Annotated in this window: 23 protein-coding genes and 2 rRNA genes; 12 read left to right on the forward strand and 13 right to left on the reverse strand. The window is 70.9% G+C overall.

What is annotated here, in order from left to right; all coding sequences use genetic code 11:
• The 3 genes from AB0D46_RS08875 to AB0D46_RS08885 form a co-directional block, all read left to right on the forward strand.
• A 23S ribosomal RNA gene (locus AB0D46_RS08875) occupies positions 1 to 73 on the forward strand; the annotation flags it as partial.
• Between the two features lie 74 nt (positions 74 to 147).
• Positions 148 to 265 (forward strand): 5S ribosomal RNA (gene rrf, locus AB0D46_RS08880).
• 92 nt (positions 266 to 357) lie between these two features.
• A complete protein-coding gene (locus AB0D46_RS08885) occupies positions 358 to 909 on the forward strand; it encodes a GNAT family N-acetyltransferase (protein ID WP_362876610.1) in 552 nt (183 codons plus the stop codon).
• Here the strand turns inward: AB0D46_RS08885 and AB0D46_RS08890 are convergent.
• The 7 genes from AB0D46_RS08890 to AB0D46_RS08920 form a co-directional block, all read right to left on the reverse strand.
• Complete coding sequence (locus tag AB0D46_RS08890) at positions 906 to 2,459, reverse strand: type VI secretion protein (RefSeq protein WP_362876611.1); 1,554 nt, start codon at positions 2,457 to 2,459, stop codon at positions 906 to 908. The genes AB0D46_RS08885 and AB0D46_RS08890 overlap by 4 nt on opposite strands.
• Positions 2,460 to 2,461: 2 nt before the next feature.
• A complete protein-coding gene (locus AB0D46_RS08895) occupies positions 2,462 to 3,877 on the reverse strand; it encodes an ATP-binding protein (RefSeq protein WP_362876612.1) in 1,416 nt (471 codons plus the stop codon).
• Positions 3,878 to 3,896: 19 nt separating this feature from the next.
• Positions 3,897 to 5,459 (reverse strand): SCO6880 family protein, encoded by a 1,563-nt coding sequence (locus AB0D46_RS08900; protein ID WP_362876613.1) that lies wholly within the window; start codon positions 5,457 to 5,459, stop codon positions 3,897 to 3,899.
• Entirely contained in the window at positions 5,456 to 6,784 is a 1,329-nt protein-coding gene (locus AB0D46_RS08905) for a hypothetical protein (protein ID WP_362876614.1), read from the reverse strand. The genes AB0D46_RS08900 and AB0D46_RS08905 overlap by 4 nt, the downstream gene beginning before the upstream one ends.
• Positions 6,774 to 7,607 (reverse strand): hypothetical protein, encoded by an 834-nt coding sequence (locus AB0D46_RS08910; RefSeq protein WP_362876615.1) that lies wholly within the window; start codon positions 7,605 to 7,607, stop codon positions 6,774 to 6,776. Before AB0D46_RS08910 ends, AB0D46_RS08905 begins: the two co-directional genes overlap by 11 nt.
• A 102-nt stretch (positions 7,608 to 7,709) precedes the next feature.
• Positions 7,710 to 8,018 carry a hypothetical protein gene (locus AB0D46_RS08915; RefSeq protein WP_053676383.1) on the reverse strand — a complete coding sequence of 103 codons (309 nt, stop codon included), beginning with the start codon at positions 8,016 to 8,018 and terminating at the stop codon, positions 7,710 to 7,712.
• A 600-nt stretch (positions 8,019 to 8,618) separates the two neighbouring features.
• Positions 8,619 to 9,431 carry a pentapeptide repeat-containing protein gene (locus AB0D46_RS08920; RefSeq protein WP_362876616.1) on the reverse strand — a complete coding sequence of 271 codons (813 nt, stop codon included), beginning with the start codon at positions 9,429 to 9,431 and terminating at the stop codon, positions 8,619 to 8,621.
• A 180-nt stretch (positions 9,432 to 9,611) separates the two neighbouring features.
• Between AB0D46_RS08920 and AB0D46_RS08925 the strand changes: the two genes are divergently transcribed.
• The 5 genes from AB0D46_RS08925 (at position 9,612) to AB0D46_RS08945 (ending at position 14,894) form a co-directional block, all read left to right on the forward strand.
• A complete protein-coding gene (locus AB0D46_RS08925; protein ID WP_362876617.1) occupies positions 9,612 to 10,220 on the forward strand; it encodes a LysE family transporter in 609 nt (202 codons plus the stop codon).
• Positions 10,221 to 10,293: 73 nt separating this feature from the next.
• On the forward strand, positions 10,294 to 11,091 hold the full coding sequence (locus tag AB0D46_RS08930) for a thioesterase family protein (protein WP_362876618.1): 798 nt from the start codon (positions 10,294 to 10,296) through the stop codon (positions 11,089 to 11,091).
• Positions 11,092 to 11,151: 60 nt separating this feature from the next.
• Complete coding sequence (locus AB0D46_RS08935) at positions 11,152 to 12,924, forward strand: serine/threonine-protein kinase (RefSeq protein ID WP_362876619.1); 1,773 nt, start codon at positions 11,152 to 11,154, stop codon at positions 12,922 to 12,924.
• Positions 12,925 to 12,983: 59 nt separating this feature from the next.
• Positions 12,984 to 14,015, forward strand: coding sequence for a bifunctional lytic transglycosylase/C40 family peptidase (locus AB0D46_RS08940; protein ID WP_362876620.1), 1,032 nt, complete (start codon positions 12,984 to 12,986; stop codon positions 14,013 to 14,015).
• Between the two features lie 183 nt (positions 14,016 to 14,198).
• Positions 14,199 to 14,894, forward strand: a complete 696-nt coding sequence (locus AB0D46_RS08945) for a phosphatase PAP2 family protein (RefSeq protein WP_362876621.1) — start codon at positions 14,199 to 14,201, stop codon at positions 14,892 to 14,894.
• Positions 14,895 to 15,115: 221 nt separating this feature from the next.
• Here AB0D46_RS08945 and AB0D46_RS08950 read toward each other — a convergent pair whose 3' ends face one another.
• Positions 15,116 to 15,349 carry a hypothetical protein gene (locus AB0D46_RS08950; RefSeq protein WP_362876622.1) on the reverse strand — a complete coding sequence of 78 codons (234 nt, stop codon included), beginning with the start codon at positions 15,347 to 15,349 and terminating at the stop codon, positions 15,116 to 15,118.
• A gap of 444 nt (positions 15,350 to 15,793) precedes the next feature.
• Between AB0D46_RS08950 and AB0D46_RS08955 the strand changes: the two genes are divergently transcribed.
• Together AB0D46_RS08955 and AB0D46_RS08960 are read left to right on the forward strand one after the other, a co-directional pair.
• Positions 15,794 to 16,645 carry a hypothetical protein gene (locus tag AB0D46_RS08955; protein WP_362876623.1) on the forward strand — a complete coding sequence of 284 codons (852 nt, stop codon included), beginning with the start codon at positions 15,794 to 15,796 and terminating at the stop codon, positions 16,643 to 16,645.
• Between the two features lie 146 nt (positions 16,646 to 16,791).
• Complete coding sequence (locus AB0D46_RS08960) at positions 16,792 to 16,944, forward strand: hypothetical protein (protein WP_362876757.1); 153 nt, start codon at positions 16,792 to 16,794, stop codon at positions 16,942 to 16,944.
• A gap of 169 nt (positions 16,945 to 17,113) precedes the next feature.
• On the opposite strand, the gene AB0D46_RS08965 is transcribed toward AB0D46_RS08960, so the two are convergent.
• Positions 17,114 to 17,461 (reverse strand): metal-sensitive transcriptional regulator, encoded by a 348-nt coding sequence (locus tag AB0D46_RS08965; RefSeq protein ID WP_362876624.1) that lies wholly within the window; start codon positions 17,459 to 17,461, stop codon positions 17,114 to 17,116.
• Positions 17,462 to 17,656: 195 nt separating this feature from the next.
• On the opposite strand from AB0D46_RS08965, the gene AB0D46_RS08970 reads away from it, so the two are divergent.
• A complete protein-coding gene (locus AB0D46_RS08970) occupies positions 17,657 to 18,277 on the forward strand; it encodes a DUF47 family protein (protein ID WP_362876625.1) in 621 nt (206 codons plus the stop codon).
• A 5-nt stretch (positions 18,278 to 18,282) separates the two neighbouring features.
• The gene (locus AB0D46_RS08975; RefSeq protein ID WP_362876626.1) at positions 18,283 to 19,284 is read left to right on the forward strand and encodes an inorganic phosphate transporter; all 1,002 of its coding nucleotides are present in this window, start codon (positions 18,283 to 18,285) and stop codon (positions 19,282 to 19,284) included.
• A 130-nt stretch (positions 19,285 to 19,414) separates the two neighbouring features.
• On the opposite strand, the gene pstB is transcribed toward AB0D46_RS08975, so the two are convergent.
• The 4 genes from pstB to pstS all read right to left on the reverse strand — a co-directional run bounded on the left by pstB (position 19,415) and on the right by pstS (position 23,591).
• Positions 19,415 to 20,191: a phosphate ABC transporter ATP-binding protein PstB gene (pstB, locus tag AB0D46_RS08980; RefSeq protein ID WP_362876627.1), complete on the reverse strand. Its 777-nt coding sequence runs from the start codon at positions 20,189 to 20,191 to the stop codon at positions 19,415 to 19,417.
• Positions 20,192 to 20,250: 59 nt separating this feature from the next.
• Complete coding sequence (gene pstA, locus AB0D46_RS08985; protein ID WP_362876628.1) at positions 20,251 to 21,333, reverse strand: phosphate ABC transporter permease PstA; 1,083 nt, start codon at positions 21,331 to 21,333, stop codon at positions 20,251 to 20,253.
• The gene (gene pstC, locus AB0D46_RS08990; protein WP_362876629.1) at positions 21,333 to 22,322 is read right to left on the reverse strand and encodes a phosphate ABC transporter permease subunit PstC; all 990 of its coding nucleotides are present in this window, start codon (positions 22,320 to 22,322) and stop codon (positions 21,333 to 21,335) included. The genes pstA and pstC overlap by 1 nt, the downstream gene beginning before the upstream one ends.
• A gap of 129 nt (positions 22,323 to 22,451) precedes the next feature.
• Positions 22,452 to 23,591, reverse strand: a complete 1,140-nt coding sequence (pstS, locus tag AB0D46_RS08995) for a phosphate ABC transporter substrate-binding protein PstS (protein WP_362876630.1) — start codon at positions 23,589 to 23,591, stop codon at positions 22,452 to 22,454.
• Positions 23,592 to 23,693 lie beyond the last annotated feature (102 nt).

Genomic DNA, 23,693 nt, shown 5'->3' on the forward strand with positions numbered 1-23,693 from the left:
GTTGATAGGCCAGATGTGGAAGCCCGGTAACGGGTGGAGCTGACTGGTACTAATAGGCCGAGGGCTTGTCCTCAGTTGCTCGCGTCCACTGTGTTAGTTCTGAAGTAACGAACTGTGCCATATCCGGTTTGGTTAACTTCATAGTGTTTCGGTGGTCATAGCGTTAGGGAAACGCCCGGTTTACATTCCGAACCCGGAAGCTAAGCCTTTCAGCGCCGATGGTACTGCAGGGGGGACCCTGTGGGAGAGTAGGACGCCGCCGAACAATCATTGTGGGAAAGCCCCGCACCAGCCCTTCAGGGTTCGGTGCGGGGCTTTTCTGCGTTCGGGGTCAATTGGCATTGAGGATTTCGGGTCATGGATCAGCATGTGATGCGTCCCGTACGGGCCGGCGAGTGGCGACAGGTGAAGGAGCTGCGGATCGCCGCGCTTCGGGATCCGGCGGCGCCCGTGGCATTCCTGGAGACGGTGGAGCAAGCGGAGTCGCACCCCGATCTCTTTTGGCAGCGGCGGGCCGAGGGGGCTTCGCACGGGCGACGTGCCCGGCAGTTCGTTGCCGAGGGGTCGGACGGGGTGTGGGACGGGGGCGTGACCGTGCTCGTCGAGGAGGCCGGGAGCGTCGATCTCTTCGGGCAGGCCGTCGAGCAGGGGCAGGGGCACCTGGTGGGGGTGTTCGTGCGGGCGGAGCAGCGCGGCAGCGGGCTGGCCGAGGCGTTGCTGGCGGCCGCAGTGGAGTGGGCGTGGGCGCTGGAGGAACCGGTGCTGGAACGCGTGCGGCTCTTCGTGCATCGGGACAACGCGCGGGCCGCCGCCTTCTACCGGCGGTGCGGGTTCACCGCGAGTGGGTGGACCGTGGTGCTGGACTCGGGGCAGGAAGAGCACGAGTACCTGGTGCGGCGGACCGGTTAGGGCAGGTCGAAGGAGGCCCGGGGCCAGCGGGCTCGGGCCTGCTCGCGGCTGCGGCACAGGGCGAGGAGGGGGAGCGTGTCGTCGTCGAGGAGCTCCGGGAGCTCCGGGATCGGGGCGACGGCCGCGACGTCCTCCAGGACCAGGGTCAGTGGTGGGTCGAGCCGACCGTGGGATGACCGTGCGGCCATGCGCCGGCCGTGCTCGACCACGCTGGAGGTGAGGGCGGTCAGAAACGGCATCGCACCCGGGTGGGAGCGGGGGTCTTCGAGGGGTTCTCCCACTACGTAGAGGCTGCCCCCCTCGGTCACGAACGAAGCCAGGGTGAGCGAGTCGGTTCGGTTCGGGTTGCACGCCTCACGGATGTGGATCGACGTGAGGGAACTCAGGGCGCGGGCCGTCAGCTGGAGGGCTTGTTCGCGGCGTTCCGGGTGGGAGGTGAGGGCGCTTTCCAGCTCGCCCGCGGTGCCCGGGGCGGCTCGGGGGTGCGTGCGGAGGATGCGTACGGGGTCCTGGGCGGAGGTGCCCTGGGCCCAGCGGTGGAGCTGTTTGAACGGGCGCTCTTCGAGCGCGGCCGCCTGGAGCCAGCTGCGCAGGAGGGTTTCCGCGGTGTCCGCGAGTGCGGAGTCGATGCGGGCCTGAGGGCGTACGGGGGCCAGCAGGGCCACGGCCCGGGCAGCGGCCGTGTCGCGGTCGGCGCAGCCCTCTGCGGGGTTCCAGTGCATCCGGGCCGGGGTGTCGCAAAGGTGCGAGGGGTCGTAGAGGAGGACCGGGCCGAGTTTGGCGCGGGCGTCCTTGGTTTCCGACCAGAGCGCCGGGGAGGACGTGACCACCAGGAGGGCGCCTTCGGCTGCCGCGATGGCGTCCGCGGCGAGTTGGTGGCGGGTGGTCGGAGCGTCGTAGGCCAGACGGGTCGGGGTGCGGGTCGTCGCGGTGGTGGCCGCGGGGGCCGCCGGCGTGGGGGTCGGGGCGTAGCCGAAACCGTAGCGGTAGGCCTCGTCCACCGGGGAGGGGCGCGGTGGCAGGGGTGCGGGGGGAGCGGTGGGCGCCGGTGTGGGTGCCGGGACGGGGAGGGCGGTGGGTGCGGGCTCAGGAGCCGGGGCCGGGGCCGGGGCCGAAGCCGGAGCCGGGGTCGGGTGGGGCATCGGGGTCGCGGCGGACGGCGGTGCGGCCGGGCGGGGGTGGGGTGCCGCGCGGCGGGCCTTGGTGCGGGCCACCACGCCCAGAGTGAAGATCGTCAGGACCAGCAGGACGAGGAGCTGGCCGATGAACAGGCCCCAGAACAGGCCCCAGCCGGGGAGCGCGGAGGGGGCGGTGGTGGGCCAGGCCGCGGCGATGTCGTGCGGCTCCGCTATCAGGGCGCGGACGGCCTCCGGGGTGCTGCGGAAGGTGACGGTGTCCGGCCAGGCGCCCTTCGAGAAGAGGGCGGCGAGGCCGGTGGCCGACCAGACCAGGACGGCGAGCCCGAGGAGGAAGGCCAGCAGGCCGACGAGGAGTCCGTCGGGGACGCCGCCGGCTCGCGCCGGGGGCTCCGTACGTCCGGGTTGGCGCATGGTCAGGCCACCGTGGTCGCTGAACCGGGGCCGCTGTGGCGGTGGCGTTCCATGTACAGGGCCCTTTCCTCCGCTTCGATTTCGGCTGCGAGGAGTTCGTCGGGGAGCTGCGGTCCGGAGGACTCCGTCATCGCGCGGTCCGTGTAGACGAGGGGGCGTTCGGCTTCGGTGATCAGGTGTTTGACGACCTGGACGTTGCCGTTGACGTCCCAGACGGCGATGCCGGGGGTGAGGGTCGGGATGATCTCCACGGCCCAGCGGGGCAGGCCGAGTACGAGGCCGGTGGCGCGGGCCTCGTCGGCCTTCTGGGCGTAGATGGTGCGGGTGGAGGCCATCTTGAGGATGGCCGCGGCTTCTCGGGCGGCCGCTCCGTCGACGACGTCGGAGAGGTGGTGGACGACGGCGACGAAGGACAGGCCGAGGCGCCGGCCGAACTTCAGCAGGCGCTGGAAGAGTTGCGCCACGAAGGGGCTGTTGATGATGTGCCAGGCCTCCTCGACGAGGAAGATGCGCTTCTTCCGGTCGGGGCGGATCCAGGTGTGTTCCAGCCAGACGCCGACGATCGCCATGAGGATCGGCATGGCGATGGAGTTGCGGTCGATGTGGGAGAGGTCGAAGACGATCAGCGGGGCGTCGAGGTCGATGCCGACGGTGGTGGGGCCGTCGAACATGCCGCGCAGGTCGCCGTCGACGAGGCGGTCGAGGACGAGCGCCACGTCGAGGCCCCAGGCCCGGACGTCGTCTATGTCGACGTTCATGGCTTCCGCGGACTCGGCTTCGGGGTGGCGGAGCTGGTCCACGATGTCGGTGAGGACGGGCTGGCGGTCCTGGATGGTGGCGACGACGTAGGCGTGCGCGACCTTGAGGGCGAAGCCGGAGCGTTCGTCGAGGCCGTGGCCCATGGCGACTTCGATGATGGTCCGGAGCAGCGCGAGCTGGCCGGTCGTGGTGATCGCCGGGTCGAGGGGGTTGAGGCGGATCCCGTCGTCGTTGGCGGCGATGGGGTCCAGGCGGATGGGGGTTATTCCCAGCTGCTGGGCGATCAGGTTCCACTCGCCGACGCCGTCCTCGCCCTGCGCGTCGAGGACGACGACCTGACGGTCGCGGAAGCGGAGCTGGCGCAGGACGTAGGTCTTCTCCAGCGCCGACTTTCCGTTTCCGGATTCGCCCAGCACCAGCCAGTGGGGGGCCGGGAGCTGTTGGCCGTAGAGCTGGAAGGGGTCGTAGATGTAGCCCTTGCCGCTGTAGACCTCGCGGCCGATGATGACGCCGGAGTCGCCGAGGCCGGGGGCGGCGGTGGGCAGGTAGACGGCTTGCGCCTGACCGGTGGAGGTGCGTACGGGCAGGCGGGTGCTTTCGACCTTGCCGAAGAGGAAGCTGGTGAAGGCGTCCGTCAGAGCGGTCATGGGATCACGCATGGGCGGCACTTCCCTCCAGCTAGCGTCGGATGCCGGTGGCGAACGGCAGGGTGTTGACGAAGGCGCGGTGGTGCTCGCGGTCGCACCACTCCAGCTTCAGGTAGGACTTGCCGGCGGAGGCGCGGATGGTGCGCTTGTCGCGGGCGAGGGCTTCCGGGGATCGCGAGGACACCGTGATGTACCCGACCAGGTTGACTCCGGCAGCGCCGCTGGCCAGATCTTCACCCCTTTGGTCCAGCCGGCCGTGGGCGGCGATGTCGCGGGGGTCGACGGTGCGGTTCATCTTGGCGGCGCGGGAGGCGTCGGCCTCGTCGTTCGTCTTCTCGGTGAGCATGCGCTCGATGGCGATCTCGGTGGGTTCGAGGTCCATGGTGACGGCGACGGTGCGGATGACGTCGGGGGTGTGGACCAGGAGCGGGGCGAGGAAGTTCACGCCGACCGGGGTCATCGGCCATTCCTTGACCCAGGCGGTGGCGTGGCACCAGGGGGCGCGGGTGGAGGACTCGCGGGTCTTGGCCTGGAGGTAGGTGGGTTCCACGGCGTCGAGTTCGGCGGGCCAGGCGTTGCGCTTGGTCATGGCCTGGATGTGGTCGATGGGGTGGTCCGGGTCGTACATGGAGTGCACGAGGGAGGCGAGGCGGCCCTGGCCGAGGGGCTGGCGGACGCGGATGTCGGCTTCGGCGAGGCGGGCGCAGATGTCGGTGAGCTCGCGGGCCATGACGATGGCGAGGCCGGAGTCGCGGTCGAGCTTGCGGCCCTTCTGGGGGCTGGAGGCGCGGGCGATGGTGACGGCTTCGGCGGCCAGGTCGCGGGTGTAGTGCATGCAGGCCACGAGGTAGGCGCGGTGCTGCTCGGAGGACGTCGACACCATCGACTGGAGTTGGTCGTAGGAGTCGCGGAGCCAGACGGGGGCGTGGGTGTCGCCGCGCTGGGCGACGTCCTTGGCGTGGGCGTCCGGGTCGGCGGGGAGGGTGCGGGCGAGCATTTGGAGGCGGGTGACGAAGCCGTCGCCGTTCGCCACGTGCTTGAGGAGGGTGCCGAAGCGGTCGACGAGGGCTTCCTGGTCCTCGCTGTCGCGCAGGCCGACGCCGGGGCCCTCGATCTCGATGGCGGCGGTGACGGTGCGGCGGTCGGCGTGCAGGAGGACGGCGATCTCGTCGGGGCCGAAGGGTGCGGCGAGCCAGTTGATGCGGCCGATGCCGGGGGGCGGGCCGACCTCGACCTCGCGGCCGTCGGCGGCGCGGGTGCCCGCTTCGACGGCGGAGGAGCGGTAGGTGGCGCCGCGGCGCAGGATGCGCTTGTAGCTGCGGCTGATCTCGAACCAGCGGTAGAAGGTGCGGCCCTTGTAGGGGACGTACACGACGGCGAGGGCGAGGATCGGGAAGCCGACGAGCGCGACGATGCGCAGGGTGAGGTCGGGGACGAGCAGGCCGCTCATCATGCCGAGGAAGGCGCCGGTGATGATCAGGGCGATCTCGCCCGTCTCGCGGTTCTTGCCGACGATCGCGTTCGGCCGGGCGCGGCCGATGAGATAGGTGCGGCGGGGCGTGATCGGGTGGAGCTGGTGGGACTGGGTCGTCAACGCCCGTCACCTCCTGTGTTCCTCGTCGTGCTGGAGCCGGTGCGGGGCGGGGGTGCGGCGGGGGGGACGGATCCGCCGCCGGATCCGCTGCCGGAGCCGCGGCTGCTGTGGGCGGCCATGCCTCCGGAGATCTGGTTGCCGCCGCCGCTCCCGCCGCTGCCGCTGTCGGCGCGGTGGGCGCCGCCGCCGCGGCTGCTGTGGGTTTTGATGCCCTGGGAGACGAGGGAGGCCGGGGAGCTGATGACGGCGGCGGCCTGGGCGCCGTCGGTGGCCTTGGAGCGGTTGGTGCGGGCGGAGGCGATCTCGTCGCCGAAACCGGGGACGAAGCGGTAGATCATCGCGGACGCGAAGATCGCGAGGAGGATGATCGCGAGTCCGGAGACGACGGCGGAGAAGGCGTCGGGGCCCTTGTCGCCGGCGAGGGCGCCGGCGAGGCCGAGGACGATCACGATGACCGGCTTCACGAGGATGACGGCGATCATGATGCCCGCCCAGCGGCGTACGTGGCCCCACATGTTGCGGTCGACGAGGCCCGCGTAGACGACGGTGCCGAGGAGGGCGCCGACGTAGAGGAGGGCGGCCCGGATGACGAGTTCCAGCCACAGGATGCCGGCGGCGAGGACCGTGACGAGGGAGACGACGATCAGCATGATCGGGCCGCCGCCGATGTCCTCGCCCTTCTTGAGGGCTTCGGTGAAGGAGCCGAAGAAGACGTCGGTCTGGCTGCCGGTGGCGGCGGCGATGACCTCGGTGACGCCGTCGGTGGCCGAGACGACGGTGTAGAGGATCAGGGGGGTGAAGGCGGAGGCGAGGACGGTCAGCCAGAGGAAGCCGATGGCCTCGGAGAGGGCGGTGGTGAGGGGGACGCCGCGGACGGCTCGCTTGGCGACGGCGAGGAGCCACAGGACGAGGGTGAGGATGGTGGAGGCGGCGAAGACCACCGCGTACTGCTGGAGGAAGGCGGGGTTGGTGAAGTCGACGTTGGCGGTGCCCTTTACGGCTTCGCTGAGTTTGCCGACGATCCAGGCGGCGGCGTCGGCGCAGCCGCGGGCGAGGGAGGAGAGGGGGTCCAGGGCGCCGGCGGGGGAGTCTCGGGAGAGGCCGGTGTCCGGTGTACTTCCCGGATTCGCGCCGACACTGCGTTCACAGGACTCCCTGACCGGGCCGATGACGCCTTCGCACTTGGAGGGCGAACCCGATGGCGCTGGCGTCGGCGTCGGCGTCGGCGTCGGAGCGGCGAAGGCGCGGGCTGACAGAAGGACCGCGGTGGTCTGTACGGCGACCAGGACTCCGGCCACGCGGAGGTGGCGGCGGCTACCGGGCATAGGTGAACCCTCCGAACTCCTGGACGGCCTTGCTGATGTCGTCGGACGAGGAGGCGGGGACGTCGCCCGGCACCGGAGCGGGTCCGTCCTGCTGGGTGTCGGAGGCGACCTTCCAGTCGTCACCCACCCAGGACAGTTCGAACGTCCAGGTCTTCCACGTGGTGCGGACCGGGTTGGTCGACTTGGCCCCCGACATGCCGAGCAGGCCCGTGTACCAGACCGCGACCTTGGCGGTCGTGGGGGTGTAGCCCTCGACGCGGGTGCCGATCGGGACGGCGCGGGTGACGAAGGTGCTGCCCTGGGGGGCGGACCCGTTCGCGTCGAGCCCGAGAGTGGCGAGGAAGGCGGGGGAGTACGCCGTGTCCTGCGTGCCCTTGCGCTGGGCCGCCGCCTCCGGCGTGTAGATGGCGTCCATGAGGACGTGGCGGACGTCCTTCTTGAGCATCCCGTCCGAGCCGAGGGCCACCGCGTAGTTGGTGGCCGCCGATTGGGCGCCCTGTTCGTCGTGGGCGAAGCCCTTGGGGATGCCGGCCGTTTTGGTGGTGACCGGCGTGGTGCCCGTGGGGGCCGTGGCGTTGTCCGTCGGGGGTTTGTTCGAGGCTTCGGTGGGTGGGGGGTCCTGGGACTGGTTCGCGAAGGCGATGGCGGCGATGAGGAGGACCACCACGCCGACCACCGTGACCAGGCCGCGGGAGGCGCGGGGGGTGCGGCGGGGGGTGCCGTAGGAGTCGGAGGGGGAGTCCGGGAGGCGGGTGCGGGTCTGGCCCGTGCCGCCGACCTCGCCGTGGCTTCCGCCGCCGCCGTACTGGTCGTCGTTGCTCATTCCGTGTCCGCCCCCTCCGCCTCGTACGACGGTAGCGCTCGTTCCCGCGCGGACGCGGTGTGGTGATTCGCCATCAGGGACGACGGCCGCCGGGCTGCACGGCTAGACGGCCATTCCGTAGACGATCGTGAAGAGGGTGCCGAGGGAGCCGATGATGAAGACGCCCGTGAGGCCGGCGACGATCAGGCCCTTGCCCTGTTCCGCGCTGAAGGTGTCGCGCAGGGCGGTCGCGCCGATGCGCTGTTTGGCGGCGCCCCAGATGGCGATGCCGAGGCAGAGGAGGATCGCAATGGCCATGACCACTTCGATCATGACCTTCGCTTCGTTGCCGAGACTGCCGAACGGCCCCCAATTCGGGGCGATTCCGCCGATGATGGTGGTGATGTCGCCCTTTTCCGCTGCCAGGATCATGTAACTCACCGCCCCTGTATGGGTAGTTCCGGTAGCCCGTGCCCGTCGGCAGGGGTCACGCACTATCTTCCCTGATGAAACCGCCGTCGTCGTCGACTTGGTGGCTCTCTTTACCCGATCTCCCGGCCCGCGCCCCGCCCGTGCGCTCTGACCTGGGCGGGGGTGGGGTGCATGCGAAAGAACGTATGGTCACTCTGTGTATCACGGGGGGTGACCTCGGGCAATGATTGGCCGTTCGCCGTGCGGTGGGCCGGGTGAGGGGCGGCCAATCGGCGCATCGGTGTCGTGTGTCGCGGCCGGGTGTCGCGGTCGTGTGTCGCCGCCCTGGGCGATGCCGCGCGTCGTGGGGGCGAACCGTTCGGCCGGGTCGTTGGCGTCGTCCGATGGTCCGGCCATCGGTTCATCGTTCTGCGGCGGTCCTGTGCGCCCGTCCTGACGGGGTGTCGGGTCGGGGAGCGGGGCCGGCACGGGGGCGCGCGGGGGCATGAGGGGCGCGTGTGCGGGGGCGGGCGCTGCGCGGTCGGTCCGGTGTCAGTGGTCGGTCCGGTGTCAGGCGGGTGGCGCGGGCGTTGGGGCCGCTGCCGGGCGGCCCCGGGCCGGCTACGTCCAGTGGGGCGGGCGGGTGAGGGTCGGGGGGATGCGGGTGGCCGGGTTGCCCCGGGCGGCGTTCAGCTGGGGTTGGGTGAGGAAGAGGGCGTCGCGCAGGTCGGCGTCGCGGAGGTTGGTGTCGCGCAGGTCCGCGCCGATCAGGTCGGCGCCCCGCAGGTCGGCGCGGTGGAGGTCGGCGGCGATCAGGTAGGCGCCGCGCAGGTTCGCTCCGCGCAGGTCGGCGCCGGTGAGGCGGGCGCCCATCAGGTCGGCGCCGCGGTGGTTCTTCTTGCGGCCGGGCAGCGTGGCGCGGACGAGTTCGCTGGTGCGCAGGAGGAGGACGTTGATGTCCTGGCGGAGGGCGCCGACGTCGAGGGCGGCCAGGGTGGCGGCGTCCGAGCGGGTCAGGGCCTCGGTCCGGGTCAGGGCGCGGCGCAGGTCCGGGTGGGCGGGGGCGGCTTCCGGGCGGGTCAGCGACTCGGCGAGGTAGAAGAGCAGCTCGTGGAGCTGCCGCATCACCGGGAGGACCTCGAACATCGGGGTCCTGGTGTCGGGGTGGGCGCGCCAGTCCCGGCCGCCGAAGGTGACCTGGGAGACCTGCTGGCCGGCTCCGAAGCAGTCGAAGACGGTGCAGCCCTGGAAGCCCTCGTCGCGCAGGGCGGTGTGGATGCCGCAGCGGAAGTCCTGCCGGAGGTTGGTGCAGGGGGTGCCGGCGGGCTTGTTCACCGCGAAGTCGGTCGACTTCGCGAACGGCAGGGCGACGCAGCAGAGCGCGAAGCAGCGGGAGCAGTCGGCCTGGAGGACGGGAAGAGCGGTGGTGGACACCCGGCCATTGTCCCCGGAACGGGCGGGGTCCGACGAGCGGTCGGGTGCGGGGTGCCGGCGGGAACGGGCGCGGGCGGGCGGGGGGCGGGCGCGGCGGGACGGCGCGGGTGCGGGCGGTCGGGTCTCGGCGGGCGGGCGGAACGTCTTGATCCGGCGCGGGGGAGCGGTGAGCATCCGTACATGACAGAAGTGATCGCAGTCGCCGTCATCACCCTGCTCGCCGTGATCAGTCCCGGCGCGGACTTCGCCATGGTGGTCAGGAACAGCTATCTGTACGGGCGTCCGACGGGGCTGTTCGCGGCCGTCGGGGTCGCGGCGGGGGTGTTGGTGCACGTCTCGTACACGATGCTCGGCGTCGGCCTGCTGATCGCCTCCTCCACCGCGCTGTTCACGGCGATCAAGCTGGCGGGCGCCGCGTACCTGGTGTGGATCGGGATCCGTACCTTCCGGGCGCGGGCCGAGCTGACCGTGGACCTGGAGTCGAAGCCGGGGCTGACGCCGCTCGGGGCGTTGCGGTCGGGGTTCTTGACGAACGTGCTGAATCCGAAGACCACGCTGTTCGTGGTGTCGACGTTCACGCAGGTCGTGAACCCGGGTACGTCGACGTGGCAGCAGGCCGGGTACGGGCTGTTCATGGCGGCGGCGCACCTGGTGTGGTTCGGGGCGGTGGCGCTGTTCTTCTCGGACGCGCGGTTGCGCGAGCGGATGCTGAGGGCGCAGAAGGCCCTGAACCGGGTGATCGGTTCGGTGCTGGTGGGGTTGGGCGTCGGGCTCGGCCTCGCCCGCTGACCGGGCCCGCCGTGCCGGTCGCCGCGGTGGGGTGGGTGGTGCCCCGGGTTACCTGTCGGTAGCGTGCCGTGGCATGGATGTGGGCGACGGGTTCTACGAGCGGGTCGACACCGGGCGGTTCCGGGCGGGCGAGGCCACGCGCGGGCCGTGGGACGTGGGCTCGCAGCACGCCGGCCCGCCGGCCGCGCTGCTCGGGCGGGCGGTCGAGGAGCGGCCGGGCGGGCGCACGGACATGCGGATCGCGCGGATCACGTACGAGATCCTGCGGCCGGTCCCGATCGGCGCGCTGGAGGTCACCACGAGCGTGTTGCGGGCCGGCCGCGGCACCGAGGTGGTCGAGGCGGCCCTCGTACCGGAGGGCGCCGACGCGCCGGTGATGCTGGCGCGGGCGCTGCGGATCCGGGTCGCCGGGGAGTCGGTGCCGGCGGTGGCCCCGGGGGCGCTGCTGCCGCCGCCCGGGGAGGTGGCGGTGACGCCGTTCTTCCCGGTGCCGTGGGAGATCGGCTACCACTCGGCGATGGAGACCCGGTTCACCGACGGGGCCTTCACCGAGCTCGGGCCGGGGACCTGCTGGATGCGGATGAAGGTGCCGCTCGTGGCGGGGGAGGAGGTCCGGCCGCTGGACCGGGTGCTGGTCGCCGCGGATTCCGGGAACGGGATCGGGTCGGCGGTGGATTTCGGCCGGTACGTCTTCGTCAACGGTGACCTCAGCGTCCACCTGCACCGCCACCCGGTCGGCGAATGGGTCTGCGTGGAGGCCCGTACGAGCGTGGACGCGGCGGGGATCGGGCTCGCCGACTCCCGCCTGCACGACGAGAAGGGTCCCATCGGCCGCGGCGCGCAGAGCCTGTTCGTCGCTCCGCGCGGATAGCCGGCCGCCGGCGTCAACCCGCTTGTCGCGCACGGAAGTCGGTGTGGCAGTCTCGGCCGGATGGAGGCGCTGAGAGACACCGACCCCCCTCACATCGGGGCGCACACCCTGCTGGCCCGGATCGGGGCCGGCGGCATGGGGCAGGTGTACCTGGGCCGCTCGCCCGGCGGCCGGCTCGTCGCCATCAAAGTGATCAAGGACGAGATCACCGGGCATCCGGAGGCGCTCGCACGGTTCCGCCGCGAGGTCGGGACGGTCCGGGCGGTGCGTTCCGCGTACACGGCGAACCTGATCGACGCCTCGCTCACGGCGCCGCCGTACTGGCTGGCGACCGAGTACGTCGCCGGGCCCACCCTCGCCGACGCCGTGCGCGAGCGCGGGGCGTTGCCGGCCGACACCTGCCGCAGACTGTTCGCCGCGCTGGCGGAGGGCCTCGCGAGCGTCCACGCGTACGGGGTGACGCACCGGGACCTCAAGCCGCAGAACGTGATCCTGGGCGTGCAGGGTCCGCAGCTCATCGACTTCGGCATCGCCAGGGCGGCGGCGCAGACGGCCCTGACCCAGTTCGGCACGGCCCCGGGCACGCCCGGGTACACGGCACCCGAGGTGCTGTTGCGCGGTGAGGTCGCGGACGCGGCGGACGTCTTCGCGCTGGGCGCGACGATCGCGTACGCGGCGACGGGCCGGGCGCCGTTCGGTACGGGCGAGCCGACTGCGGTCAACTTCCGCGCGGTGCACGGCGAGATCGACGTGACGGGTGTGGAGCCCGGCCTCGCCGCCCTCATCGGGGCGTGCGCGGCGGTGGAACCGGGGGCGCGGCCCGCCCTCGCCGAGGTCATCCGACGCTGCGCCGTGGACGCGGCGCTGGTCGACGATCCGGTGTACGCGACGTTCCTGGCGGCGGGCGCCGAGCCGGCTCGGGGGCTGCCGGTCGGGCTGCCCGGGGGGCTTCCCGCCACCGCCGGGCCGGGGCTCCTCCGGGGACCGGGCGGCTACGTGCCGACGTACGTGCCCCCGCTGCCGGTCGGCGCGCCCGGAGCGGCGCCGTCGGGCCGTCGGCGTCCGCCGCGCTGGGCCGTAGTGCTCACCGCCTGCGTCGCGGTCGGCGGGCTCGCCGCGGGCGGGTACCTCCGGCTCCGGGACGAGGGCGGCGGGGCCGCGGCGGACGGGGGAGGGGCGGGCGCGCCGTCGGCCTCCGCCCCGGCCGGGCAGCGGCCCGCCGGCGGGTCGAGCCCGTCCGCGTCGGGATCGGCGTCCGCCCCGGCGACGGGTGCCGAGGGTACGGGGGCGGTTCCCGGCCGCATCCGGGCGACGAACCCGTCGCGGGACCTGTGGACCGGTACGGCCGCGGGGAAGGGGCAGTGCAACCTGCCCGCAGAGGAGCAGTCCCGCTACCTGGTGGCCTCGGTGGTGGACGCCGACGCCCCGGACGCGGCGCCGGGCGCGGTCACGGGCAAAGCCAAGATCAACGTGATGCTGAAGCCGTACCACCAGGAGAAGGGGCCGTACCTCGTCGCGGTCGGGATCAAGCCGCCGCACGAGATCGACCCGGCGACGGGGCGGCCCTTCGCCGACGTCCTTTCGGAGAACAAGGGCATCGGCTACACCAGCAAGCCCGTGGACCTGGCGGCGAAGGCCGCCGCGGGCGGCAGCGTCGCGCTCACCTATCCCGATGACTTCGCCGAGGAGTTCATCGACGGTCAGGGGAAGTCGCGGAGCCTGGCCGCCATTCCGGTCGCCAACGATCCGGGCGGCTGGACGGTGGTGTTCTACCGCGTCAGGGGCCTCACGGAGTACACCAGCATCTTCTGCACCGGCTTTCCGGTGAAATAATGCGAACACAGTGCGACGAATGCCCTGTCAGGGCTCTTGCCATGAGGCAGTGTTGACGGGTGCGCAAGTTCTGGATGGCAAGCGGGATCGGCATCGGCGTGTGCCTGAGCTTCATCGCGCTGCTCGTCGTGGGCACGTACTCGGCGGCGGCCGGCATCATGAACGGCGGCAAGCAGGGCGCCGTGGGACTGGTCAAAGGGGCGGTCCCGGCGATCTACCAGCCGCTGGTGGAGAAGTGGGGAAACCTCTGCCCCGCACTGAATCCGGCCCTGTTGGCGGCGCAGTTGTACACCGAGAGCGGCTGGAAGCCCGACGTGGTGAGCCACGCCGACGCGCGGGGCATCGCCCAGTTCATCCCGGGCACGTGGGCCATGTACGGGGTCGACGGAGACGGTGACGGCGACAAGGACATCTGGGACCCGAAGGACGCCATCCCGGCGGCGGCGACGTACGACTGTCAACTCGCCAAGGACGTCGCGAAGGTGCCGGGCAACTTGTCCGACAACATGCTCGCCGCGTACAACGCCGGTCCCTACCGCGTGATCAAGGCGGGCGGCGTGCCGCCGATCAGCGAGACGCAGGGCTACGTGAAGGCCATCCGGTCCCTGGAGAAGAGCTTCGCGCGCCCCCTCGGCCGGGTCGCGCCCTCCCAGCAGGCCGCCGGCGCCATCTACTTCGCGCAGAAGCAGCTCGGCACCCCCTACCTGTGGGGCGGCAACGGCACCCCCGACCAGGACGGCCGCTTCGACTGCTCCGGCCTCACCAAGGCGGCGTACGAGACGGTGGGGATCGAGCTGCCGCGCGTGGCGAACGACCAGTACAACGCCGGATCGCACCCGTCGCGCGCGGAGTTGCTCCCCGGTGATCTGGTCTTCTTCTCCGACGATCTGACGAATTCCCGTGAGATCCGGCACGTCGGCATGTACGTCGGCGGCGGCTACATGATCAACGCCCCGTTCACCGGGGCGGTCATCCGCTTCGACAAGATCGACACCCCGGACTACTTCGGTGCGACGCGGGTCACCAAGGACGGCGCGGAGGCCCTTCCGGAGCGCACGCCCGCCGCCCCCGCCGCCGGCAACTCTCCGTGAACCGAAGGCCTTGAGCTGCGACGATGAGTCACTCTTCGATAACGTTGGAGTGATCATTCGGTGGAGAGTGGAACGGACCTGTCAGAACGGGCGTTCCATGGACACGGGGGTTGATCGACGGGGGTTGAAAAGGGTGCGCGGCGCAGCGTGCCCGCTGGGGACCTAGGCAAGGGGCCGCGTCGCATGGCTGGACTCACAAGTGGTGGGCCGAATGTGGATGTCGGCCTGTTGTACGAGGTCAACGGCCTTGCCCGGCACGTCCCCGAGGGGGTCGACCGGGCCGTGGGCCTCCTCGCGGAGTACGGACTTCCGCTCGCGCTCGTCCTGTTGGTCCTGTGGTGCTGGCACGGTGCCCGGAACCAGGACGAGGCCACCGCCGTCGAATCGTTCGCCGCGCTCGTCTGGGCCCCGCTCGCCGCGGCCCTCGCCCTGGTCGTGAACGTCCCGCTGCGCGAATTCGTCGCCCGGCCGCGCCCGTTCGTCCAGCACGAGGGCCTCGACGTGTTCGCCCTCGGCCAGGGGCAGGGCGCCGGCTTCTCCTTCGTCAGCGGCCACGCCACGTTGACGATGGCCCTCGCGGTCGGCGTGTTCCTCGCGCACCGCAGGCTCGGCCTGATCGGCATCGGCCTGGCCCTCACCGAGGGCCTGTGCCGCGTCTACATGGGCGTGCACTACCCGACCGACGTCATCGGCGGCTTCGCCCTGGGCACGGCCGCCGTGCTGCTCCTCGCGCCGCTCGCCATGGCCCTGCTGACCCCGGTGGTCCGCACGGTGGCCCGCACGCCCCGCCTCGGCCGGCTCGTCCGGGCCCGGGAACGGGTGGTGCCCCGGCCGGTGGAACTGGCCCAGCGGTCGGCGGAGAGCGACCTCGCGGCCTGATGCCGTGAGCCGGCCGGGTCCGACCGCGCCCTGATCTCGGCCCGCGTACGAGTCGCCGTGACGTCGGCCCGCGTACGAGCCGCCGTGACGTCGGCCCGCGTACGAGCCGCCGTGACGTCAGCCCGCGTACGAGTTCCACACCGCGAGCAGCCCCGCCAACAGCAGGCAGAGCCCCGCCGCGCCGAAGCAGAGCCGGACCGCCGCCGGACGGGGGCGTGGGGTCACCGGTCGCCGCCGGGGTCCGGGCCGTCGTCCCGGGTCGGCTCCTCGCGGCGGTAGCGGGAACGCAGCCACAGCCCGGTGGCCACGGCCGCGGTGGTGGTGACCCCGACGGCCAGCGCCACATCGGCCGGGCCGTCCGCCGAGCCCACGGGGCGGGCCCAGGCCGCGCCCGGGGTGAGCGCGATGATCAGGGCCCAGAGGAGGGCCGCGACGCGGGGAGCGGTTCCTGGCATGGGACCAGGGCATCCGCTCGCGCCCCGCCCGGCCACCCGGGCCGTCCGAACGGGCGACGCGCGCGGGTACGGGGCCGGGGCGGCTACCCCGCGGTGTGCCGGGTGGCGTCCCGTCTGGCCAGGTCACGGGAGCGGCGGGCGGGGCCCGTCCAACCGCAGCTGCAGACGGCCAGACAGAACGAGCCGCGTTCCGCGGTGCTCGTGGTGTGGCCGAGGGGTGGCTGTGCGGGGACCGCGGGGTGACGCGGCAGCGGCACAGCGGTAAACGGAGGGGCCAGGGTCGCCTTGGTGTGCGGATCCACGTCTCCACGGTACCCGGGCGCGCCCCCGTCCGGTACGGGCTCCGGCGGTCGGCGGCCCGTGACGGGAAACCCCGGACCTCGTTAACCGGAGCGGGTGGGGGCCTCGGGCAAGCAGGGTTCATGCGTTGGGGGTTGGCAGGCGATGGTGGTGCACCAGCACAGGCGGCGGCGCGGGCGTGCGGGTGAGGCGGTGGTCGCGGTCGGCATGGCGGTGACCGTGGCCGCGCTGGGCGCGTGCGGGGGCGGCGGATCCGGCGAGATCGCCGCGGGCGACGACGCCCGGGCGCCGCGCGACCCGGCCGCGGCGATCCGCGGGGCCGTCGACGCACTGGCCGGCGCCGGCAGCGCGCGGGCCCGTACGGCGATGGAGATGGCCACCGGCGGCACCCGGGTCACCATCCGGGGCGAGGGCGGCGTCGACTTCCGCAAGCGGATGGGCCAGCTCCTGGTGATGCTCCCGGCGGACGTGACGGGCAAGGCCGAGCACCGACCCATCACCGAACTCCTCGTCCCCGGCGCCCTCTACATGAAGAACCGCGGCGCGGGCGTCCCCGACGACAAGTGGGTCCGGGTCGACACCACCGCCCTCTCCGACGGGAACCTCGTCACCGGCGGAGCCACGGATCCGCTGACCGCCGTCGAGCTGCTGCGCGCCGCGCAGGGCGTCACGTACGTCGGTGAGGACGAGGTCGCGGGCACCAAGGTGTGGCACTACCAGGGGACGACGGACATCGGCGCGGCGGCGCGCAGTGCCTCGCCCGGGGTGAGGGAAGCCCTGGAAGCGGCGGCGAAAGGGTTCGGCAAGGACAGCGTCCCCTTCGACGTCTACCTCGACGAGGAGGGGCTGCTGCGCAAGGTCAGGCACCGTTTCACGTACGTCAAGAATGGCGTGATCGATGTCTCCTCGACCACGATGCTCTACGGGTTCGGCACCCCGGTCACCGTGGCATTGCCCGCAAGCGGGGACATTTTCGCCGGGAAGATCGCCGAGTAACCGGCCGGGCGGCCCGGACCGGTGCGTCCGGGCCATGGCCCCCTATCCGGAAATGGTCCATCCGTGTCATGCGCGCAACGGGGTGCGATCCCTACGCTGGGAGGCCCGGCGTCGACGGGCGATGACGGCAGAAAGAGGTGACACGCGTGACTCCCGCAGGCGGTACGACGGTGCAGGACCACGTGGCGCTCGCCGAGATCGAGCTGTGCGGTGAGTTGATCATCGCGGCGTCCGCCGCAGCGGAGGACCGGCTGAGCCAGGACCGGATCGACGAGGTCCTGATGGGCATCGGGTTCTGAGCGCGGCTCCGAGGGCCCTGATCGGGTTCTGAGCGCCGCTCCGTAAGGGCCCCTGATCGGGTTCCGGGCGCGCGGCCGACGCGATCCGCCCGTGCCGGGCCTGCCGGGCCCCGCCCGGGTGGGAGCGGGGGCGGGGCCGGTGGACGGCGGGCGGGCGTGTGGCGGCGTCTCAGGTGCGCAGGAGGCGGGCGATGGCCTTCGTGGCCTCCTCGACCTTGGCGTCGATGCCTTCCCCGCCCTTGACGGCCGCGTCCGCGACGCAGTGGCGCAGGTGTTCCTCCAGCAGTTGGAGGGCGAAGGACTGCAGGGCCTTGGTGCTCGCGGAGACCTGGGTGAGTATGTCGATGCAGTAGACGTCCTCGTCGACGAGCCGTTGCAGGCCCCTGATCTGGCCTTCGATGCGTCGCAGCCGCTTGAGGTGCTCGTCCTTCTGGTGGTGGTACCCGTGCACGGCCGGGACAGCGGCGGCGCCGGTGTCGGTGTCGGCTCCGGAACCTTCCGCCTCGATGGTCGTCATGCGTCCTCCCGTGGTCCGGATCGAGGGGGTGTATACCCCTCATGGGTATAGGGTACTGGGCCCCGGCCGGCGGGGCGGGGGTCCGTGCGGCCCACTGTGCCTGATGGAGGACACTGGGGAACGGCCGGTTAGCCGTGGCCGGGGGATGCGCCTAGCATCAGCCTGACCGAACCCAATGCACCCCGAGGACCTCACGTGCGATTTCGTCTGACCCCCAGGGAGACGAGCTTCTACGACATGTTCGCCGCCTCCGCGGACAACATCGTCACGGGCTCCAAGCTCCTGATGGAACTGCTCGGAGCGGATCCCTCCGCCCGGGCCGAGATCGCGGAACGGATGCGGGCGGCGGAACACGCGGGGGACGACGCGACGCACGCGATCTTCCACCAACTGAACTCCTCCTTCATCACGCCGTTCGACCGCGAGGACATCTACAACCTCGCGTCGTGCCTCGACGACATCATGGACTTCATGGAAGAGGCGGTCGACCTGGTCGTCCTCTACAACGTGGAGGAGCTCCCCAAGGGCGTCGAGCAGCAGATCGAGGTCCTGGCGCGGGCCGCCGAGCTGACGGCCGAGGCCATGCCGCACCTGCGGACCATGGAGAACCTGACCGAGTACTGGATCGAGGTCAACCGCCTTGAGAACCAGGCGGACCAGATCCACCGCAAGCTGCTCGCCCAGCTCTTCAACGGCAAGTACGACGCCATGGAGGTGCTGAAGCTCAAGCAGATCGTCGACGTGCTCGAAGAGGCGGCCGACGCGTTCGAGCACGTTGCGAACACGGTGGAGACCATCGCGGTCAAGGAGTCCTGAACCACGTGGACACCTTTGCGCTGATCGTGACCATCGGTGTCGCGCTCGGCTTCACCTACACCAACGGCTTCCACGACTCCGCGAACGCCATCGCCACCTCCGTCTCGACGCGGGCCCTGACCCCGCGCGCGGCGCTCGCGATGGCCGCGGTGATGAACCTGGCGGGCGCCTTCCTCGGCAGCGGCGTGGCCAAGACGGTCAGTGAGGGTCTCATCGAGACGCCCCACGGCAACCGGGGCATGTGGATCCTCTTCGCGGCGCTGGTCGGCGCGATCGTCTGGAACCTGATCACCTGGTACTTCGGCCTGCCCTCGTCCTCCTCGCACGCGCTGTTCGGCGGCATGGTGGGCGCGGCCCTGGCCGGCGGCACCGAGGTGATCTGGTCCGGGGTGGTCGACAAGGTCGTCATCCCGATGTTCATCTCGCCGGTCGTCGGTCTCGTCGTCGGTTACCTGGTCATGGTGGCCATCCTGTGGATGTTCCGCCGGTCCAACCCGCACAAGGCCAAGCGCGGCTTCCGCATCGCGCAGACGGTGTCCGCGGCCGGCATGGCCCTGGGCCACGGCCTCCAGGACGCCCAGAAGACGATGGGCATCGTGATGATGGCCCTGGTCATCGCCGATGTGCAGGGCGCGGGCGACGCGATCCCGATCTGGGTCAAGATCGCGTGCGCGGTGATGCTGTCGCTCGGTACGTACGCGGGTGGCTGGCGCATCATGCGCACGCTCGGCCGCAAGATCATCGAGCTGGACCCGCCGCAGGGCTTCGCGGCGGAGACCACCGGCGCCTCGATCATGTTCGGCTCGGCGTTCCTCTTCCACGCGCCGATCTCCACCACGCACGTGATCACGTCGGCGATCATGGGTGTGGGCGCGACCAAGCGGATCAACGCGGTCCGCTGGGGTGTCGCGAAGAACATCATCCTCGGCTGGTTCATCACCATGCCGGCCGCGGCCCTGGTCGCCGCGGTCAGCTTCTGGATCGTGAACCTGGCCTTCGTCGGCTAGGCCTTCGGCCGTCGGCGTCCCGGTACGAAAGCGGGCCGGCTCCCCCCACCCAGGGGGAGCCGGCCCTTTTTCTTTCGCCTTGCGGTGGCACCGCCATGCAGCACCGCAGGACGTTTCGTCCATCCCGTGTCTAGCCGAAGCGGCCCGAGATGTAGTCCTCGGTCGCCTGGACGGACGGGTTGGAGAAGATCCGGTCCGTGTCGTCGATCTCGATGAGCTTGCCCGGCTGACCGACGGCGGAGAGGTTGAAGAAGGCGGTGCGGTCCGAGACGCGGGCCGCCTGCTGCATGTTGTGCGTCACGATGACGATCGTGAAGCGCTCCTTCAGCTCGCCGATCAGGTCCTCGATGGCGAGGGTGGAGATCGGGTCGAGGGCGGAGCAGGGCTCGTCCATCAGCAGGACCTGGGGCTCGACCGCGATGGCGCGGGCGATGCACAGGCGCTGCTGCTGACCGCCGGAGAGGCCGGAGCCGGGCTTGTTCAGGCGGTCCTTGACCTCGTTCCAGAGGTTGGCGCCCTGGAGGGACTTCTCGACGATCTCGGCGAGTTCGGACTTCTTGAACGAGCCGTTCAGGCGCAGGCCCGCCGCCACGTTGTCGAAGATCGACATGGTGGGGAAGGGGTTCGGGCGCTGGAAGACCATGCCGACGGTGCGCCGGACCGCGACCGGATCGACGCCGGCGCCGTAGAGGTTCTCGTCGTCCAGCAGGACCTTGCCCTCGACGCGGCCACCGGGGGTGACCTCGTGCATCCGGTTCAGGGTCCGCAGGAAGGTGGACTTGCCGCAGCCGGAGGGGCCGATGAAGGCCGTCACCGAGCGGGGTTCGACGGTCATCGAGATGTCGTCGATGGCCTTGTGGGTGCCGTAGAAGGCGGACAGTCCGCTGACGTCGATTCGCTTCGCCATGAGGGGTCACTTCGCTTTCAGGTGGTCACGAGCGGCGGAGCCGCACAACGGGCTCGCTTTTAGCGACCGGTCTTCGGGGCCTTCCAGCGGGCGATGCCGCGGGCCACCAGATTGAGGATCATGACGAAGGCGATCAGGACGAGCGCTGCGGCCCATGCCCGGTCGTAGGAGGCTTCACTGCCGACCTTGTACTGCTCCCAGATGTAGAGCGGGAGCGAGGACTGGGCGCCTTCGAAGGGGTTGCCGTTGATCAGCTGGGAGCCGAACACCAGCAACATGATCGGGGCGGTCTCGCCGGCGATGCGTGCCACTGCCAGCATGACACCCGTCGAGATGCCGCCGATCGCGGTGGGGAGCACGACCTTGAGGATCATGCGCCACTTCGGCACGCCGAGGGCCAGCGCGGCCTCGCGCAGCTCGTTCGGGACGAGCTTGAGCATCTCCTCGGTGGAGCGGACCACGACCGGCATCATCAGGATCGACAGCGCCATGGCGCCGGCGAAGCCGGAGGGGCCGAAGCCGAGCATCAGGTTCCAGGTCGTCAGGATGAACAGACCCGCGACGATGGAGGGGATGCCGGTCATCACGTCGACGAAGAAGGTGACGGCCTTGGCGAGCGAGCCCCGGCCGTACTCGACCAGGTAGACGGCGGTCAGCAGACCGACGGGCGCGGCGATCAGGGTGGCCAGGCCGACCTGCTCGATGGTGCCGAGCAGCGCGTGGTAGACGCCGCCGCCCTCCTCGAAGCTGGTCACGCCGTTCATGGAGTGGCCGAGGAAGTCCGCGTCGAGGATGCCGATGCCGCGGCTGATCGTGGTCCACAGCAGTGAGAGCAGCGGGATGACGGCCAGGATGAAGCAGACCCAGACGACGGAGGTGGCGACGCGGTCCTTGGCCTGGCGGCGGTTCTCGACGATCGCGCTGGCCGTGTACGTGATGGCCACGAACAGGAGGGCCGCGATCAGGCCCCACTGGACCTTGCTGTGCAGGTCGAAGACCAGACCGGTGCCGGAACCGAGGACGGCCGACAGGACGGCGATGCCGGCCGGGGACCAGCGGGGCAGGCCGCCCCGGGTGAGGGAGGCGGGTGCGGCGGACTTGCGGTCCCGTACGGGACGCGGGTCCTGCAGTGCGTGGCTCATCAGGCGTTCGCCCCCGAGAACTCCTTGCGGCGGGCGATGATGATGCGCGCGGCGCCGTTGACCAGCAGGGTGAGCAGGAAGAGGACCAGACCGGAGGCGATCAGCGCGTCCCGGCCGAACTCGTTGGCCTCGTCGAACTTCGCGGCGATGTTCTGCGCGAAGGTGCCGCCGCCCGGGTTCAGGACGTGGAACGAGATCAGGAAGCTCGGGGAGAGGACGGTGGCCACGGCCATGGTCTCGCCGAGCGCGCGGCCGAGGCCGAGCATCGAGGCGGAGATGACGCCGGAGCGGCCGAAGGGCAGCACCGACATGCGGATGACCTCCCAGCGGGTCGCGCCGAGGGCCAGGGCGGCTTCCTCGTTCATGCGCGGGACCTGGAGGAAGACCTCGCGGCTGACGCTGGTCACGATCGGCAGGATCATGATCGCGAGCAGGATGCCGACGGTGAAGAGCGAGCGGGCGACGCCGACCTGGGTCTTGTCGAAGAGGTAGGTCCAGCCCAGGTACTCGTCGAGCCAGAGGTTCAGCCCGCCCAGTTGCGGCACCAGGAACAGGGCGCCCCAGATGCCGTAGACGATCGACGGCACGGCGGCCAGCAGGTCGACCACGTAGGCGAGGGGCGCGGCCAGCTTGCGCGGCGCGTAGTGCGAGATGAACAGGGCGATGCCTACGGCGATCGGAACCGCGATGACCATCGCGATGATCGAGCTGACGACGGTGCCGAAGAGCAGGACGGCGATGCCGAAGACGGGCGGGTTGGCGGACGCGTTCCAGTCGAAGGTGGTGAGGAAGTTGCCCTCGTTCTTCGACAGTGCGATGCCTGCGCGGTAGGTGAGGAAGATGGCGATCGACGCCATGATCACCAGGAGCAGGATCCCGGAGCCCTTGGAGAGCCCGGCGAAGATCTTGTCACCGGCGCGGCCGGTGGACCTTCCGCTCTTGGAGACAGGCGGAGCCGTGTCTATCTGGGTGGGTGTGGTGGAAGCCATGGTCTTTCCGGTCTGAGTGGGGGCAGGCCCCCTGGCGGCGGTGCACCGGATCCCCCCGGGTGGAAGGGGGAAGGTCCCCGGACGCCGGGCGGATCGGACGGGATCCACCCGGCATCGCGGGGGTCAGGACTAGGCCAGCGACTTGATGACTTCGCGGACCTTGGTGTTGATCTCGGCCGGGATCGGCGCGTAGCCGTTCTCGGTGAGGACCTTCTGGCCCGCGTCCGAGGCGGTGTACTCCAGGAAGGACTTCACGGTGCCGAGCGTCTCGGGCTTGTTGCCCTTGTCGCAGACGACCTCGTACGTGACCAGGACGATCGGGTACGCGCTCTCGGCCTTGGTGGTGTAGTCGAGCTTCAGCGCCAGGTCGGAGCCGGTGCCGGCGATCTTGGCGGCGGCGATGGCCTTGGAGGCGTTCTCGCCGGTGGCCTTGACCGGGGTGCCTGCGCCGGTGTTCACGTCGACCGTCTTGATGCTCTGCGAGCTGGCGTAGGAGAGCTCGAAGTAGCCGATCGCGCCGTCGACGGCCTTGACCTGGGAGGCGACGCCGGCCGAGCCGGAGGCGGCCTGGCCACCGGGGGCCGGCCACTTCTTCGAGGCCTCGTAGGACCAGGCGTCGGGGGCGGCGGCCTTGAGGTACTTGCCCAGGTTCTCGGTGGTGCCCGAGTCCTCGGAGCGGTGGAAGGCCTGGATGGCGGTGGAGGGAAGCGTGACGCCGGGGTTCAGCTTCTTGATCGCCTCGTCGTCCCACTTCTTGATCTTGTCGTTGAAGATGTTGGCGATCGTGGCGGCGTCGAGGTTCAGCTTGTCGACGCCGGCGACGTTGAAGCCGAGCGCGATCGGGCCACCGACCATCGGCAGGTTGACGCCCTGGCCGCCGGTGCAGATCTTCTTCGACTCCTCGAGCTGGTCGGGCTTGAGCGCCGAGTCCGAACCGGCGAAGCCGACGGTGCCCTGGTTGAAGGCCACGATGCCCTCACCGGAGGAGGAGGACTTGTAGTTCACCTCGACGCCGGAGCAGGCGGCCATGTAGTTCTTGACCCACAGGTCGACCGCGTTCTTCTGCGCGGAGGAGCCGGATGCCAGGAGCTTCCCCTTGGCCCCGTCGCACTTGACGTCGCCCGGCGCGGGCGCCGCGGCCCGCGAGGAGCCGTCGGTGCCGGTCTTCGTGTTGTCGTCCGAGCCGCACGCCGTGAGGACCAGGGCGCCGGACACGACGAGCGCGCCGAGGGCGGAGGCACGAAGCATGTTCTTGCGCTGAAGCTTCACTGTTTCGGGTGTTCCTTCCGGGGAGCCGCCGGCCGCTTTCTGTGTCGGGGCGGCGTGCGAGGAGGACTACGGGTTCGCCCGACGCGGCCGCCGCGGTTTTCC

The sequence above is a fragment of the Streptomyces sp. NPDC048383 genome (assembly GCF_040651775.1).
Lineage (GTDB): Bacteria > Actinomycetota > Actinomycetes > Streptomycetales > Streptomycetaceae > Streptomyces.